The following is a 14,942-nucleotide window of genomic DNA, read 5'->3' on the forward strand; positions in this document are numbered from 1 at the left end:
AACATGAAGATCGGTTTTATCGGACTGGGCCACATGGGTGCGCCGATGGCGCTGAACCTGCTCAAGGCTGGCCATGAAGTGCATGCGTTCGACCTGAGCGCCGATGCATTGCGCGCGCTGCAGGACGCCGGCGCGCAGGCGGCCGCGTCGCCGCGCGATGCGGCCTCGGGCGCGACGTTCGTGATCACGATGCTGCCGGCCGCGCCGCACGTGCGCTCGGTGCTCGCCGGTGAAAACGGCGTGCTGGCCGGCCTCGACGCCGGCGCGACCGTGATCGACTCGAGCACGATCGACCCGGCGAGCGCGCAGGCATTCGGCGCGCTCGTGCGCGAGCACGGCGGCGCGTTCGTCGATGCACCGGTATCGGGCGGCACCGGCGGTGCGGCGGCCGGCACGCTGACCTTCATGGTCGGCGGCAGCGACGCCGATTTCGAGCGCGTGAAGCCCGTGCTCGCCGGCATGGGCAAGAACATCGTCCACTGCGGCGCGACCGGGATGGGGCAGGTCGCGAAGGTCTGCAACAACCTCGTGCTCGGCATCTCGATGGCGGCCGTATCGGAGGCGATGTCGCTCGGCGTCGCGCTCGGCATCGACCCGAAGGTGCTGGCCGGCATCGTCAACACGTCGACGGGCCGCTGCTGGAGCTCGGACACCTACAACCCGTATCCGGGCGTGATCGCCACCGCGCCGTCGTCGCGCGGCTACAGCGGCGGCTTCGGCACCGACCTGATGCTGAAGGATCTCGGCCTCGCGAACGACGCCGCGAAGCAGGCGCGCCAGCCCGTCTATCTCGGCGCGCTCGCGCAGCAGCTGTACCAGGCGATGAGCAGCCGCGGCGACGGGCAACTCGATTTCTCGGCGGTGATCCGCCTGTACCAACCGGCCACGAAGAAGGACGCCTCATGATCGAACTGGACTACGTCGACGACGGCGCGATCGCGTGCGCGACGCTCAAGCGTCCGCCCGCGAACGCCTTTACCGCCGACGGGCTGCGGCAGCTGCAGGACACCGTCGCCGAGCTGAACGCGAACCCGCGCGTGCGCGCGCTGGTGATCACCGGCGACGGCCCGAAGTTCTTCAGCGCGGGCGCCGACCTGAACACGTTCGCCGACGGCGACCGCGCGGTCGCGCGCGCGATGGCCGCGCGCTTCGGCGCGGCGTTCGAGGCGCTGCATGACGCGCGGGTCGTGACGATCGCGGCGATCAACGGCTATGCGATGGGCGGCGGCCTCGAATGCGCGCTCGCGTGCGATTTGCGGATCGCCGAGACGCACGCGCAGATGGCGCTTCCCGAACCGTCGGTCGGCCTGCTGCCGTGCGGGCTCGGCACGCAGACGCTGCCCTGGCTCGTCGGCGAAGGCTGGGCGAAGAAGATCATCCTGGCCGGCACGCGGGTCGACGCGGCGACGGCGCTCCGGATCGGCCTCGTCGAGGACGTGGTCGAGAGCGGCGCGGCACGCGATGCGGCGCTGGCGCTCGCGCGCAACGTCGCGCGGCAGAGCCCGCATGCGGTGGCATACAGCAAGGAGCTGATCGGCCTCGCACGCCGCGGCGTGCCGCGCAGCGCGGCGCTCGCGGTCGAGCGCGAGCGCTTCGTCGACCTGTTCGACACGAACGATCCGCGCGAAGGCGTGGCCGCGTTTCTCGGCAAGCGCGCGCCGCAATGGCACACCGATGGGGAGGCGCAACCATGAGCACGCCGGTCACGACTCACGAGCGCGTCGTGCAACCCGCGCCGGAGGTGCTGTTCCGCGTGGTGAACCGCGTGGCGCTGATCACGCTGAACCGGCCGGCCGCGCTCAATGCGTTGTCCTATCCGATGATCGGCGAGCTCGCCGCGCTGCTCGAGCGTTGCCGCACCGACGACCAGATCGTCGCGGTCGTGCTGCGCGGCGCGGGCGAGAAGGGCTTCTGCGCGGGTGGCGACGTGCGTGCGCTGTACCGGATGGTCGCGCAGCGCGAGACCTGGCTGCCGTTCTTCGTCGACGAATACCGGCTCGACCATGCGATCCACACGTTCCCGAAGCCGGTGGTCGCGCTGATGGACGGCGTGACGATGGGCGGCGGGATGGGGCTCGCGCAAGGCGCGGCGCTGCGTGTCGCGACCGAGCGCAGCAAGATCGCGATGCCGGAGACGCGCATCGGCCTCGTGCCCGACGTCGGCGCGACGCATTTCCTGTCGTGCATGCCGGTCGAGCTCGAACTGTACGTGGGGCTGACGGGCGCGATGCTGTCGGGTGCCGACGCGCTGAGCGCGAAGCTCGCGGACCTGTGCGTGCCGTCGTCGTGGCTCGATACGTTCGAGACGCGCATCGAGAGCGTCAAGTGGGACGGCGACGTGCTGCCAGCGCTGCGCAAGGTGTTCGAGCCGCCGTGCAACGTCGTGCCGCATGCCGTGCTCGACACGCAGATGGCGTGGATCGTCCGGCACTTCGACAAGCGCTCGACCGTCGAGCGGATCGTCGCGACGCTGAAGCAGGATCTCGCGCGCGACGAGCTGTCGCGCGAGCATCGTCAATGGCTGCAGGCGACGCTCGATGCGCTCGCCGGCCATTCGCCGACGATGCTGTGCGTGACGCGCGAAGCGCTGCTGCGCGGCCGCCAGATGACGCTGGCCGAGTCGTTCCGGATGGAGCTCGGCATCGTCGCGCGCGCGATCGAGGAGGGCGACTTCTGCGAAGGCGTGCGCGCGCATCTCATCGACAAGGATCGCAAGCCGCGTTGGGCGCCGGCGTCGCTCGTCGAGCTGCGCGCCGAGCGCGTGCGGCATTTCCTGACCTCGCCGTGGAAGCTGTTCGCGCATCCGCTCGCCGATCTCGGCGCGGCGTGACGTCCCGACGCGCCCGCGCGGCGCGTCGGCTGCAACGCATTTCCATTCTTGTCGCCTGCGTTCAGCGCTCGATCATCGGCGGCACCGCCTGCACGAGCGCGTCGATCACGCAGCGCGTCTTGCGCGGCAGATAGCGCGTTTTCGGCCAGATCGCGTGGATGTCGCCTTCGCATACGAAGCAGCGGTCGAGCACGACGACCATCTCGCCGCGCTTCACGTAATGATCGAGCAGCCAGCTCGGCAGCCACGCGATCCCGAACCCCGCCGCACCGGCCGCCGCGATCGCCTGCACGTCGTCGAAGCTGAGCTGGTGCTGCATGTCGACGCGCACGATCGAGCCGTCCGGCGCGCGCAGGTCCCACGGCTGCGCGACGCCCGAGCGTGAATACGCGATCGTCCGGTGATTCCGCAGGTCGTCGAGCGATTGCGGCATCCCGTAGCGCGCGAGATACGACGGCGCTGCGCCGAGGCTGCCGTACTGCGTGCCGAGCCGCCGCACCGCGAGGCTCGTGCTATCCGCCAGCGTGCCGATGCGCACCGCGAGATCGATTCCTTCCTCGACCAGATCGACGAAACGGTCGGTGATCGACACGTCGATCCGCACGTGCGGATACGTGCGTGCGAGATCGAGGACGATCGGCGTCACGCAGTGATGCCCGAACGCGAGCGGCACGCTCAGCCGCAGCTTGCCGCGCGCTTCGTTGCGGCCGCAATCGAGATCGGCTTCCGCCGCTTCGAGTTCCGACAGCGCGCGCACGCAGCGGTCGTAATACGCCTGGCCGTCGTCGGTCAGGCTCTGGCTGCGGGTCGTGCGCTGCAGCAGTCGCGCGCCGAGCCGCTTCTCGAGCCGCGCGATCGCCTTGCCGACCGCCGAGCGCGTCATGTCTAGCCGTTCCGCGGCAAGCGCGAAGCTGCCGGATTCCACTACCTGGACGAAGGTCGTGACGCCGTCGAGTCTGTCGGTCATGGCGGGTTGCGGTGATTGAGTCCTGTAGTTCCCCAGTCTGGAGAAAAGGACGCGTCAATGGGGAGGGGGATTCTCACTATAGTACCGATTCCCGTCCAGCGTGCGTTGCCGGCCGCACGCGGCGAATCCTTCTCACCTGGAGGCGCGCGGCCCGTTGCGGGTCGTCGCGCAATACGCATGACGCTATCCGACACCCGCAGGAATGCGGTCGCGCTCGCGGCCGTCTGTCTCACGTCGTTGATGTTCGGCCTCGAGATCTCGAGCGTGCCGGTGATCCTGCCGACGCTCGAACACGTGCTGCACGGCGACTTCAACGGCATGCAGTGGATCATGAACGCGTACACGATCGCGTGCACCACGGTGCTGATGGCGGCCGGCACGCTCGCCGACCGCTTCGGCCGCAAGCGCGTGTACGTGATCGGCACCGTGCTGTTCGGCGCGACGTCGTTGCTGTGCGGGCTCGCGCCGAACGTGCCGGTGCTCGTCGCCGGCCGGTTGCTGCAGGGCGCGAGCGGCGGCGCGATGCTGATCTGCCAGATCGCGGTGCTGTCGCACCAGTTCCGCGAAGGGCGCGAGCGCGGCCGCGCGTTCGGGATCTGGGGCATCGTGTTCGGGATCGGCCTCGGCTTCGGGCCGATCGTCGGCGGCGCGATCGTCGCGCTGGCGAGCTGGCCGTGGGTGTTTCTCGTCCACGCGCCGCTCGCGGCCGTCGCGCTCGTGCTGATCGGCGGCGCGGTGCGGGAGTCGCGCGATCCGCATGCGGGCACGCTCGACGTCGCGGGTATCGTTACGCTGTCGCTCGCCGTGCTCGGCATCGCGTTCTATATCACCCAAAGTGCGGAGCTGGGGCTCACGAGCGCGGCCGGCCTCGGCGTGCTCGGCGCGACCGTGCTTGCGCTGGCGGGCTTCGTCGTCGCGGAGCGTGTGAGCGCGCGGCCGATGTTCGACTTCTCCGTGTTCCGGATTCGCGCGTTCACCGGCGCGATCTTCGGCTCGATGGGGATGAACTTCAGTTTCTGGCCGTTCATGATCTACCTGCCGATCTGGTTCCAGGTCGCGCTCGGGTATGACAGCGTGACGGCCGGCCTCGCGCTGCTCGCGTACACGCTGCCGACGCTGGTCGCGCCGCCGTTCGGCGAGCGGCTCGCGCTGCGCTACGGGCCCGGCGTCGTCATTCCGGGCGGCCTGTTCACGATTGCGGCCGGTTTCGCGCTGATGCGGATCGGCAGCGGCGTCGACCACGCGAGCTGGCTCACGATGCTGCCCGGCTGCGTGATCGCCGGCATCGGGCTCGGGCTCACCAACACGCCGGTCACGAACACGACGACGGGCGCGGTGCCGGGTTCGCGGGCCGGGATGGCGTCGGGCATCGACATGAGCGCGCGGATGATCTCGCTCGCGCTGAATATCGCGACGATGGGCTTCGTGCTGGTCGCGGGGATCGTCGCGAGCCTGAAGGCGGGGGTTGCGGGGGCGGTCGATGCGGGGGTGTTGCGCACGCTGGCGCAGCAGATCGCGTCGGGCCGCACCGACGGGTTGCAGGCGATTGCGCCCGCGCTCGCGCAGGCCGACCCGAACGGCACCGCGCTGCACGCGGCGCTCGTGCACGGGTTCGGTTGGGTGATGGTGTATGGCGCGGCCGGCGTGGCCGTGCTCGCGACCGCGAGCGCGGTGGCGTTCGCGCCGGTGGGGCGGAGGGGGGCGGTATGTGAATGAGGTCGTGCGTAGCCGGGCCGATGGGGCTGGCGCATGACAAGCGTTAAAGGGGCGTTGCCCGTATCAGGGTTTGGGCGATGCTGACGTCAGCTTGCTTTTCAATGATGCCGCTCGAGCAAAGTTTCTCGAATCGATGATAAAGAAAAATGTCTCCCGGGAATGCTTGCTTCTCTGAAGCAAGTTTTTCCATTATGCGCAATGCGACTATTGGAGATGGCTCCCATTGCTCGGTTATGGCGTCGATGATGTATTGGTCGAAGTGCGATGATGGGAGCGACTGGATTTTTCCGGTGCGGCCGATTAGCCTAAAATCTGCATTTTCGTCGGTTATGACATCCCATTCCCGGATGTAAGGGCTGATGTCGCTCGTCTTTTTCTCAACTGCATCGTCGAGAAAAATCGCGATATCGTGAAAATTCCCTGCGGCGGAGTCGGGCGCGCTCTCGGGAACCGGGATCAAGGAAAATTCTTGCACGGGTTGGAAACTCACCCAATGTATGAAGTTCGCATATTCATCTGACGCCAATGGGTTCACCCATGCGAAAATTTTGGCTCCCTCACTGAGAGCAGAGATGTTTGTCGATACATTTTCCGGAACGTACCCGAAATTCTCGGAGAACCATGCCGAAAGCGTTTTGGTGTTGCGCTTCTTGAGCGGGCCGAGATGCCAGTCTCCGCCGATAAGTACGCACGACCCCGTCAAGCTTCCATTTGAAATTGCAGTTGAAACGGCATCGAAGAAGCGCTTCGAGAATGTCGCGTGAACGACATGTTGATAATTCTTATTTTGAATCATTCGAGCTCCCCGATTTCAGTTCAAGCAATCCCCGCATCGCGTCATGCCGGTAGGGCTGTCCGGCCTGCCGCCCTACCGTTCGATGCGTATTGTGTAAAGAGCAGGGTAGATTTTCGACGGGTGATTTTTCAAGTATCTATTTTTGTGAAAGGGGATAATTGTTGCTGACTGTCATATTGTCAATATTGTTAAATTAAATTGAGGATATTCGTGCGTCGGATTCCGCGCGCCGCATAGCGGCTAGAGATCGACCGAACAGGCGATGGCAGTTATGGCCACCGTCCCGTGTCCGCTACCGCTGCGCAGCCACGATCACCATCATCGGCCGGTCTCGTTCCTCGTCGAGCGCGGGCATTGCATCGACCTGTTCCGGCGTCGGCCCCCATTCGTTCAGGTGCGTGAGCGTGAAGCCGCTGCCGATCAGCAGGTTCACGAGCGTGCCGAGCGTGCGATGCTGCTTGACGACGCCCGGCGCGAGCCAGTCGGTCACGCGTTCGCCTTCGCGCTGATAACCGTCGAGCGGCCACGAGCGCTCGCCCTGCGCATCGACGACGAAGCCGGGCCGGCGCGGCGCCGTGTAGATCGGATGCTCGATCGAGAACACGAGCCGGCCACCCGGCACGAGCGCGCGGTGGATCGTGCGCAGCAGCGCGTCGAGATGCGCGATGTAGTGGAACGCGAGCGAGCTGTACGCGAGATCGAACGCGGCATCCGGCAGCGCGAGCGTTTCGAGGTCGGCGCGGCGGTACGTGATCGCCGGGTGCGCGGCCGTCGACGCCGCGCGTTCGAGCATGCGTTCGGACACGTCGATACCCAGCACGCTCGCCGCGCCCTGTTCGGCCGCCCAGCGGCTGAACCAGCCATAGCCGCAGCCGAGGTCGAGCACGTTGGCGCCGCGCAGCGCCGGCAGCAGCGCGCGCAGCGCGGGCCATTCGGGCGCACCGGCGAGCCCATGCACCGAGCGGTTCAGGCGGCTGTAGCCTTCGAAGAAGGCGGGATCGTCATAGATGTTCTGCGTCATGCGGCGAGCCTCGCGCAAATGCGGCGCACGGTGCCATGCGGCCGATTCCGCGAGCTTACGCGCCGTCGCCGCGTGCGTCGATCCGGCGTTGCGTGTCCGCGTCGACGATCGCGCGGATCGCGCCGAACAGCGGCGTCGCGTCGGTGTAGCGCCGCCCGTAGCCGAGATTGAACGCGTAGTCGAAGTCGGGCGGATTGCTGCCCTGGTTGTGCTGCAGGATCGTCTCGAGCTTGTCGAGCGCCTTTGCGGCGCGCGCTTCCGGTGATTCGGCCGCCTCGTATTCATCCCACAGCGCGACGATCTCGTCGCGCAGCGCGCGATCGAGCCCGGCCGTGAGCGTCAGCAGGTCGTCGCGTTCGTGCGTGCTCTTGTCCGGATGCGCGGCCTGCTCGATCGCGGGGATGTCGCCGTGCAGCGCTTCGCCGAGATCGTGGACGACGCACAATTTCAGCAGTTTCGTCGTGTCGACGTCGGGCAGCGCATCGGCGAACACGAGCGCCATCAGGCACAGTCGCCAGCTGTGCTCCGCGGTGCTTTCGCGACGGCCCGTCGACGTGTGGCCGCTGCGCAGCACGTCTTTCAGGCGTTCGGCTTCGCGCAGGAAATCGAGCCGCGCGTGGATCGTGTCGAGGTTCATCGTCGGCGCAATGCGTGAATGGAGCCGTCAAGCGTACGCCGAGCGGACGCCCCGCGTCCACGCATGAAATATGCGTGGCGCGCCGGGGCCCGGCGACTGGCGCACGTGCTATAGCGTTTCGACGAGCCGCGCGGCGGAGCCATCCGACAGCGTCATGCGCGTCCACCGGCAGGTGCTGCCGCGAATCGGCACGACGCGCGACGCATTGGTCCCGGTCGCGAATTCGACGCTCGGCGGCCCCGCGCGATCGTGCCAGCCGAGCGGGTCGAGCGCGGCTTCCATGCGGACGATTTCCGGCGACGCATAGCGCCACAGCGAGGTACCGAGCAACATCGGCAGCGGCCGCGAGAACTCGGCCGCGCGCGACGGCGAGCAGGCGAGCAGCCGATGCGTGAGGTCGCACACGAGATGCATGCGGGCCGTGCTGCTCGCGATCAGCCGTGCGAGCGCGTGGTCGCCGGCCGAATCGAGACGCGCGGCAAGCAGCCGCTCGGCCGTCGCGCGCTCGTCGGGCGACATCTGCTGGATGCCGGCTTCCCAGCGCGAGATCGTCGATTGCGCGACGCCGAACAGCTCAGCCGCATGGCTCTGCTTCACGCGGCGCAGCGTGCGCCAGCGCTTGAGTTGCGGGCCGAGCGGCGGGGTGTGAAGCGGCGAGGTCGTCATGTCGATGCTCCGGTTTGCGTTCGTGGTGCGAGCGCGTGCATGGCAGGCGAGCGTCACCGCCGGCCGTGGCCGTTACATGATCCGCAGGCCGCCGTTCGCCTCGATCGCGATGACCGCGATCGGCAAGAGCACGATGCCGCCCAGCACGAGCACGCCGTCGGCGGCGACCGTGACCGGCGTCGCGAGGATCCGCAAGCCCATGCCGACCACGGACGGCGATTCCCTGACGTACACGGTGTACGGGTGGTTGAACGCTTGTGCCGCGTTGTCCTTGTCCTTGGCCTTGTCGGCGAAACCTTCGGTCGAGTAGCGCTTGCCGCCGATGTCGCCTTCGAGCACGAGCCCGGCCTGCGCGGCGGTGAAGCCGTCGGCGGTCGCGGCCTGTTGATCGTCCGCCGATGCGTTCTTCGGCAACAGAATCCGGTAGTGGCCGGTCACGCCGCTGCCGTTCCCACGAAAGTCGGTGAACTCGGTGCGCAGCGACTTCCGGTAGCCGGACTGCAGCACGGGCCGCAGGGAGGCAGGCAGATCGAAGATGTAATGGTAATCCCGGCCGAGGACGACGAGTTTCTTGCCGTCTTCGGTGATCATGAACGCGGACACTTGTTCGTGGTACGCGCTCTCCTTGTACAGCTTCGGCGTGAAGCAGCCGGACAGCGGGAGGCTGGCCGCAGCCATGCCGGCGGCCAGCAGGCGCCGGCGCGTGATCGAAATGCGCATTTCTTGTAGTTCCGTCTTTGCGGTTTAAGGTGGCTTTCGCCCTCGGAGCGGCGATTCTCGCGTATCCGGCGCGCGTTGTCGAACGGGAAATCTGTTGCGGCAACGCTGCCGATCGTGCCGTGTCTTGCAGCATGCCGTGGCGTCCGAAGCAGCCGGACACGTTTTCGGCAGGCTTTCAACCGGCCTCGTCATATCTTATTATTCGGCCAGAGCGGCGCGCGCCGGCCGCCATCGGTCATGTCGACGCATGACGCGCCGGCCAGCATTCCCCGCCTTCCGGCTTGCGCATCGAACGGCGCGCGGTCGGCACGACCGGAGACGCGTGGCCAGCGCGTATTCCGAAAAAATGATACGAGGGCGCAATGGTACGACTGGTCTTGCTGCTGCTGGGCATCGAATATCTGCGAACGCGCTGGCGCGGGCTGACCGTGCTGGGCTGGCTGTGGGTCGTCGCGGGCGTCGGCATCTTCATCGACGCGCTCGACGGCGCGCTGCATTTTCCGATCGAACTGTTCGCGTGGCTGTTCCTGATCGAGGGGCTCGCGACGCTCGCGGTGGCCGGCAGCGGCGTCGGCGGGCAGCGCATCCTGCGCTACGTGAAGGGCATCGCGGTCGTGGTGGCCGCCGGGCTCGTGTTCGCGGGCCATCATCACGGCCACTTCCTGCTGTCGATGATCTTCGGCACGCTGTTCCTCGTCGACGGGCTGCTGCAGTGCACGTCCGCATGGATGGTGCGTTACCGGCGCTGGAACGTCGCGTTCGCATGGGGCGTCGTCGAAATCTTGCTCGCGATCTTCTTCTACCAGCCGTACCCGACCCACTATGCGGGCACCGTGCCGTACTGCCTCGGCCTGCTGCTGATGTTCGGCGGAATGCACATGCTGAGCCTCGCCGCGCGCGTGCGGCGGCTCACGCGCAACCCGGCGTTCGTGACGTCGCCGGCGCCCGCGATCGTGCCCGACATCGACGCGGCGCCCGACGTCCCGCGCTTCACGCAATCCGAATGGGACGGCCCGCCGGCCGACCACGAGCGCGCGCTCACCGTGCACGTGTGGACGCCGACCGGCACGTCGAAGGCCGAAGCGCAGCGCTACCCGGTGATCGACCGCTACATCGCGGCGGTGGACGTCAACGGCGTGATCTCGACCGGCCATGCGGCGCTGGAGTCGCCCGAGGGCATCTACATCAGCCTGTATCCGGCCGTCGAGATCGATCGTTCTCCGGACGAATTCACGCGGCTGCTGCGCGCGACGCGCGAGAACGACGTGCCGGGGTTGTTCCAGCCCGACTATGCGACGGAATCGAAGGCATGGTGTCCGTCGACCGTGCGCGTGCGGATCCGCAACTATGATCCGGCGAAGCTGGACGCCTTCTGGTCGTCGTACCGGCAGACCGTGACGTACAACCTCACGCACCGCAACTGCTCGAGCACCGTGTCGAACGCGCTCGAGGCGGCACTCGACGGCGCGGTGTGGCGGCTCAAGGGCGAGCGGGCAGGGTGGGGCGCGTTCGTCCGGCTGTTGCTCACGCCCGAGCTGTGGGTCGCCGCGCAGATCCGCAAGCGCGCGGTGACGATGGCCTGGACGCCCGGGCTCACGCTCGACTATGCGCGAGCGCTCAGCATGCTCGCCGATCCGCGGCCGTTCGCGTGGTGGAAGGTCGCGCGCTCGGCCGTGACGGCGATCATCGCGTCGCGCCGGGCGTGGCGCGAGCAGGACAGCGCGGCGCTGTCGCCGGGTGGATCGGAAGCCGCGTCGGCGAAATGATCGCGTGGCGCCGCACCGAGGCTTCGATCAGCAGGCCGGCATTCATCGGCGTTGCGCCGCGTCACGAATTCCTGGGGCCACCTTCATATTGATGCCATGTTGCGTCGGCAACAATCGCGGGCAGACATTCGACAATCTTGCGGCGCATCCAGCGACCGCAAGCCTTTTCCGAGGAAACGCCATGCTCAAGACGCTCGCCCGCGCCGCGGCCGCACTCGCCGTCGCATTCGCCTCGCTGCACGCCACCGCGCAGACCAGCTACGACTACCTGTTGCTCGCGGCTTCGTGGGAGCCCGGCTTCTGCGCGTCGCACGATACGCCGGAGTGTACGAACCTCGCCGGCACGTATGCGGCGACGAGCCTGTCGCTGCATGGCCTGTGGCCGAACCGGTATGACGGCAACCAGCCGTTCTACTGCGGCGTGCCGCAGAGCGACATCGATCTCGACAACGCGCACCAGTGGTGCAGCATGGACGCGTATCCGGTGAGCACCGCGACCCGCAACACGCTGTCGACCTACATGCCGGGCGTGGCGTCGTGCCTCGACAAGCACGAATGGTTCAAGCACGGCACCTGCTCGAATTCGGCCACGCCGGACACTTACTGGAACGAGGCGACCGGCATGATCAGCCGGCTCGGCAACACGTCGTTCAACACGTTCCTGCAGGCGAACGCGGGCAAGGTGGTGACGCGCAACCAGTTGCTGTCCGCGTTCGAGGGCGCGTTCGGCAGCAATACGCGCAGCGCGGTGTCGCTGAAGTGCACGAAGACCAACGGCGTCAGCTATTTCACGGAAGCGTGGATCGCGGTGAAGACGACCGCGACCTCGCAGTTTCCGAGCGCAGCGTCGCTCGTGACGGACGGCAATACGCAGGGCACGTGCCCGACGTCGGGCGTGTATATCGCGAAGTAACGCGCGAAGTCACGCAGGAGGCGCCGGCCGGGAACCGTTCCGGCCGGCGCGGCGCATGCGTTGCGCGTCTACGCGAGCAAGTGCAACGCATCGTCGAGCGACAGCACCGTCGTGCGCGTCTCGAACGCCGTCGCGAACAGATGCTCGTGCACGACCTGATCCGGGTCGTAGCAGCAGTCCTTCACCGTATACAGCCGGAAATCCGCATCGCTTGCGTGCGCAACCGACGACAGCACGACGCCGGTCGACGCAATCCCGACCAGGATCAGCGTATCGATACCCTGCGCGACGAGCCGCGCCTGCAGGTCGGTGCCGAAGAACACGCTTGCGCGATGCGCGGCGATCAGCGGCTCGCTGTCCAGCCGGCCGAGCCCCGGGCACGGGCCGTCGTCCACGAACAGGCCGAGCTGCTTGATCCCCTGGCCGTTCTTGTTGCGCGGACTGACTTCCGGATAGCCGGGGTTGAAGCGGAGATTGGCGAAGCAAACGTGGACGCCGCCGGCCCGCGCCGCATCGCAGAGCTTGCGCGTCTTGGCGAGCAGGGTGGGCGCGACCGACGGAAAGAGCCCGAGGATGTCGGTCTGGTAATGCATGACGACCAGCGCGGTTTGCGCCGGCACGATCGGTGGAATTGACGCGTGCGTGTGGGTATCCGTGCCTGCGTGGTCGGTGGCTGCGCGATCTGAAGCGTGTTCCGGTTGCATGACTGATGCTCTCCCAAAAGTCACTTCGGTGGATTCGGAAAAACGACCGCTGCGTGGATGTCGTCGACCATTCTAGTGGGCCGGCAAGAAACGGGTTCGTCGCATGGCGTCCCGGGTACGGACATGTGCGTCAGGTCGCGACGCCGCGCGTGCTGAACAGCGTGGAGATCAGATCGATCTGATCCAGTCGATTGATCCACCATTTCGATGCGCGTCCGGTCTTGTCCTCACGCCAGCCGAGGTAGCAGGTTGTATGGTCCCGCACGCCGATTACGCGCCGCTCGACGAGCTTTCCCTGACGGATCGCCTCCTCGACGACGGGCGCGGGCAGCATGCCGACGGCCATGCCTTCGCAAAGGAGGTCGAGTTTGGCGGCCAGGGTCGGCACGATGATGACCGGTTGTCCGTCATGAATCGCCACCGATCGGGGCTCGAGGGCGCGCGACGTGTCGCTGATGACGACGCCGCGATGGCTTGAAATGGTGTCGCTGTCGAGTGGTTGTTCGACGGCGGCGAGCGGGTGATGCGGCGCCACGACGAAAACATGGCGCAACAGGCCGATCGGCCTTGCCGCGATGTTCGGCGCGTGCGGCGGCTCCCCAGCGGCACCGATCGCGATATCCGCGCGCCCCGTGACGAGCGCGTCCCATACGCCGCCGAGCACTTCGGTCGATAGACGAAGCCGCGTGGTCAGCTTCATGTCATAGAAGGCGCGCACGTGCGGCCACAACGACGGGAGCGGCAGAATCTCGTCGAGGCACAGTCTGAGTTCGGCCTCCCAACCCGCGTGGACACCCCGGACTTTGTTTTCCAGCTCCCGCCCCGCCTGGAGCAGACGACGACCATCCTCTACGAGCAGCCGTCCCGCCTCGGTCAACTGCGCACGCCGCCCGCTGCGATCGAACAGGATGACCCCGAGATCGCTCTCTGCCTTTTGCACGAGGTAGGACAGTGCAGACGGTACGCGATGAATCAGCACGGCTGCTTCCGCGAACGTGCCCGCGCGGTCTATGGCATCGAGCGCCTCCAGAACTTCAAACGACAACTTCAAAACGATTACCTTTTAGATGGGCCGCTGATTTTCGACGCTGGGGCGGGGCGCAAATCGGAAGAAGTCAGGGTCGCGACCATGCCCGGGCGCGTGGATCAGTGGCCGCGAGGGGGCGCCATTATGCAGCCGCGACGACGCTGTTCCGAATTGCGCCTAACTCCGCCACCTCAAAAAATCGACCGCCCCGAATACGTCGTCAACCACTCCAGCGCCAGCGTTCCCGCCAACGAGTTCCCGTTCGCGTCGAGCCCCGGCGCCCACACGCACACGGCCATTTCGCCCGGCAGCACCGCGACGATCCCGCCGCCCACGCCGCTTTTCGCGGGCAGGCCCACGCGATAGACGAAGTCGCCCGCCGCGTCGTAGGTGCCGCAGGTCAGCATCAGCGCCGACAGCCGCTTCGCCGAACTCGCGTCGAGGATCCGCTCGCCGGTGACGGGCGCGACGCCGCCGTTCGCGAGAAACAGCGCGGCCTGCGCGAGCTCGACGCAGTTCATCGTGATCGCGCACTGGCGGCAGTACGCGTCGACCACCGTTTCCGGCGGCATCTGCATATTCCCGAAGCTCGACATGAAATGCGCCATCGCGCGGTTGCGTTCTGCGTGTTGTAACTCCGACAGCGCGACGCGCGAATCGTAATCGACATCGTTGTGGCCGATCAGCCGTCGGACGAATTCAACGAGCGCCGTCTCGGCGCGCACGAAGCGGCGGGACAGTACGTCGGTTACGACCAGCGCGCCGGCATTGATGAACGGATTGCGCGGCTTGCCGCGTTCACTCTCGAGTTGGACGAGCGAGTTGAACGCGGTGCCGGATGGCTCGCGGCCGACCCGTTCCCACAGCGCGTCGCCGAGCAGCTGGAACGCGAGCGTGCACGCGAACAGCTTCGAGATGCTCTGGATCGAGAAGCGCTCGTGCGCGTCGCCGATGGTGTAAACGTTTCCGTCGAGCGTCACAACGGCCATCCCGAACTTGTCGGCCGGCACCTTCGCGAGCTCGGGAATGTAGTCGGCGACGCGCCCTTGCCCGATCCAGGGGGCGAGTTCGGTATGGATGCGTTGGAGGATCGGCTGGTAGTTCATCACGTGAGGCAGGGCGGGCGCGGGGCCCGGTTTCCAGGGAGCCCGTATGGAACCGTTTCGGCGCCGGTTCGTC

The 14,942-nt window shown here is 66.9% G+C and carries 15 protein-coding genes; 6 read left to right on the forward strand and 9 right to left on the reverse strand.

Features of this window, described 5'->3' with window-relative positions:
- Positions 1-3: 3 nt before the first annotated feature.
- From mmsB to SB771_RS16630, 3 genes are read left to right on the forward strand one after another with little or no spacing between them, the layout of a single operon-like run.
- A complete protein-coding gene (mmsB, locus tag SB771_RS16620) occupies positions 4-906 on the forward strand; it encodes a 3-hydroxyisobutyrate dehydrogenase (protein WP_006761413.1) in 903 nt (300 codons plus the stop codon).
- On the forward strand, positions 903-1,694 hold the full coding sequence (locus SB771_RS16625; protein WP_011659362.1) for an enoyl-CoA hydratase: 792 nt from the start codon (positions 903-905) through the stop codon (positions 1,692-1,694). The genes mmsB and SB771_RS16625 overlap by 4 nt, the downstream gene beginning before the upstream one ends.
- Entirely contained in the window at positions 1,691-2,830 is a 1,140-nt protein-coding gene (locus SB771_RS16630) for an enoyl-CoA hydratase/isomerase family protein (RefSeq protein ID WP_175658882.1), read from the forward strand. The genes SB771_RS16625 and SB771_RS16630 overlap by 4 nt, the downstream gene beginning before the upstream one ends.
- Positions 2,831-2,891: 61 nt before the next feature.
- Here SB771_RS16630 and SB771_RS16635 read toward each other — a convergent pair whose 3' ends face one another.
- The gene (locus tag SB771_RS16635; RefSeq protein ID WP_175658883.1) at positions 2,892-3,797 is read right to left on the reverse strand and encodes a LysR family transcriptional regulator; all 906 of its coding nucleotides are present in this window, start codon (positions 3,795-3,797) and stop codon (positions 2,892-2,894) included.
- A 177-nt stretch (positions 3,798-3,974) separates the two neighbouring features.
- Between SB771_RS16635 and SB771_RS16640 the strand changes: the two genes are divergently transcribed.
- Positions 3,975-5,513 carry an MFS transporter gene (locus tag SB771_RS16640; protein WP_175658884.1) on the forward strand — a complete coding sequence of 513 codons (1,539 nt, stop codon included), beginning with the start codon at positions 3,975-3,977 and terminating at the stop codon, positions 5,511-5,513.
- A 43-nt stretch (positions 5,514-5,556) separates the two neighbouring features.
- Here the strand turns inward: SB771_RS16640 and SB771_RS16645 are convergent, their stop codons facing one another.
- The 5 genes from SB771_RS16645 to SB771_RS16665 all read right to left on the reverse strand — a co-directional run bounded on the left by SB771_RS16645 (position 5,557) and on the right by SB771_RS16665 (position 9,353).
- Entirely contained in the window at positions 5,557-6,309 is a 753-nt protein-coding gene (locus SB771_RS16645; protein WP_175658885.1) for a DUF3658 domain-containing protein, read from the reverse strand.
- 292 nt (positions 6,310-6,601) lie between these two features.
- Positions 6,602-7,330 (reverse strand): class I SAM-dependent methyltransferase, encoded by a 729-nt coding sequence (locus SB771_RS16650; protein ID WP_175658886.1) that lies wholly within the window; start codon positions 7,328-7,330, stop codon positions 6,602-6,604.
- 55 nt (positions 7,331-7,385) lie between these two features.
- A complete protein-coding gene (locus SB771_RS16655) occupies positions 7,386-7,967 on the reverse strand; it encodes an HD domain-containing protein (RefSeq protein WP_011659358.1) in 582 nt (193 codons plus the stop codon).
- Between the two features lie 108 nt (positions 7,968-8,075).
- A complete protein-coding gene (locus SB771_RS16660; RefSeq protein WP_006761407.1) occupies positions 8,076-8,633 on the reverse strand; it encodes a helix-turn-helix domain-containing protein in 558 nt (185 codons plus the stop codon).
- Positions 8,634-8,705: 72 nt separating this feature from the next.
- Positions 8,706-9,353, reverse strand: a complete 648-nt coding sequence (locus SB771_RS16665) for a hypothetical protein (protein ID WP_175658887.1) — start codon at positions 9,351-9,353, stop codon at positions 8,706-8,708.
- 362 nt (positions 9,354-9,715) lie between these two features.
- Here SB771_RS16665 and SB771_RS16670 point away from each other — a divergent pair, with 362 nt between their 5' ends.
- On the forward strand, positions 9,716-11,119 hold the full coding sequence (locus SB771_RS16670; protein WP_175658888.1) for an HdeD family acid-resistance protein: 1,404 nt from the start codon (positions 9,716-9,718) through the stop codon (positions 11,117-11,119).
- Positions 11,120-11,300: 181 nt separating this feature from the next.
- Complete coding sequence (locus SB771_RS16675; RefSeq protein ID WP_175658889.1) at positions 11,301-12,032, forward strand: ribonuclease T2; 732 nt, start codon at positions 11,301-11,303, stop codon at positions 12,030-12,032.
- 68 nt (positions 12,033-12,100) lie between these two features.
- Here SB771_RS16675 and SB771_RS16680 read toward each other — a convergent pair whose 3' ends face one another.
- From SB771_RS16680 to SB771_RS16690, 3 genes are all read right to left on the reverse strand, one after another.
- Positions 12,101-12,736: an isochorismatase family cysteine hydrolase gene (locus SB771_RS16680; RefSeq protein ID WP_175658890.1), complete on the reverse strand. Its 636-nt coding sequence runs from the start codon at positions 12,734-12,736 to the stop codon at positions 12,101-12,103.
- 130 nt (positions 12,737-12,866) lie between these two features.
- Positions 12,867-13,787: a LysR family transcriptional regulator gene (locus SB771_RS16685; RefSeq protein ID WP_175658891.1), complete on the reverse strand. Its 921-nt coding sequence runs from the start codon at positions 13,785-13,787 to the stop codon at positions 12,867-12,869.
- Between the two features lie 167 nt (positions 13,788-13,954).
- The gene (locus SB771_RS16690; RefSeq protein ID WP_175658892.1) at positions 13,955-14,869 is read right to left on the reverse strand and encodes a glutaminase; all 915 of its coding nucleotides are present in this window, start codon (positions 14,867-14,869) and stop codon (positions 13,955-13,957) included.
- Between the last annotated feature and the right edge of the window lie 73 nt (positions 14,870-14,942).

Source organism: Burkholderia sp. SIMBA_051, from assembly GCF_046534915.1.
Taxonomy (GTDB): domain Bacteria; phylum Pseudomonadota; class Gammaproteobacteria; order Burkholderiales; family Burkholderiaceae; genus Burkholderia; species Burkholderia ambifaria.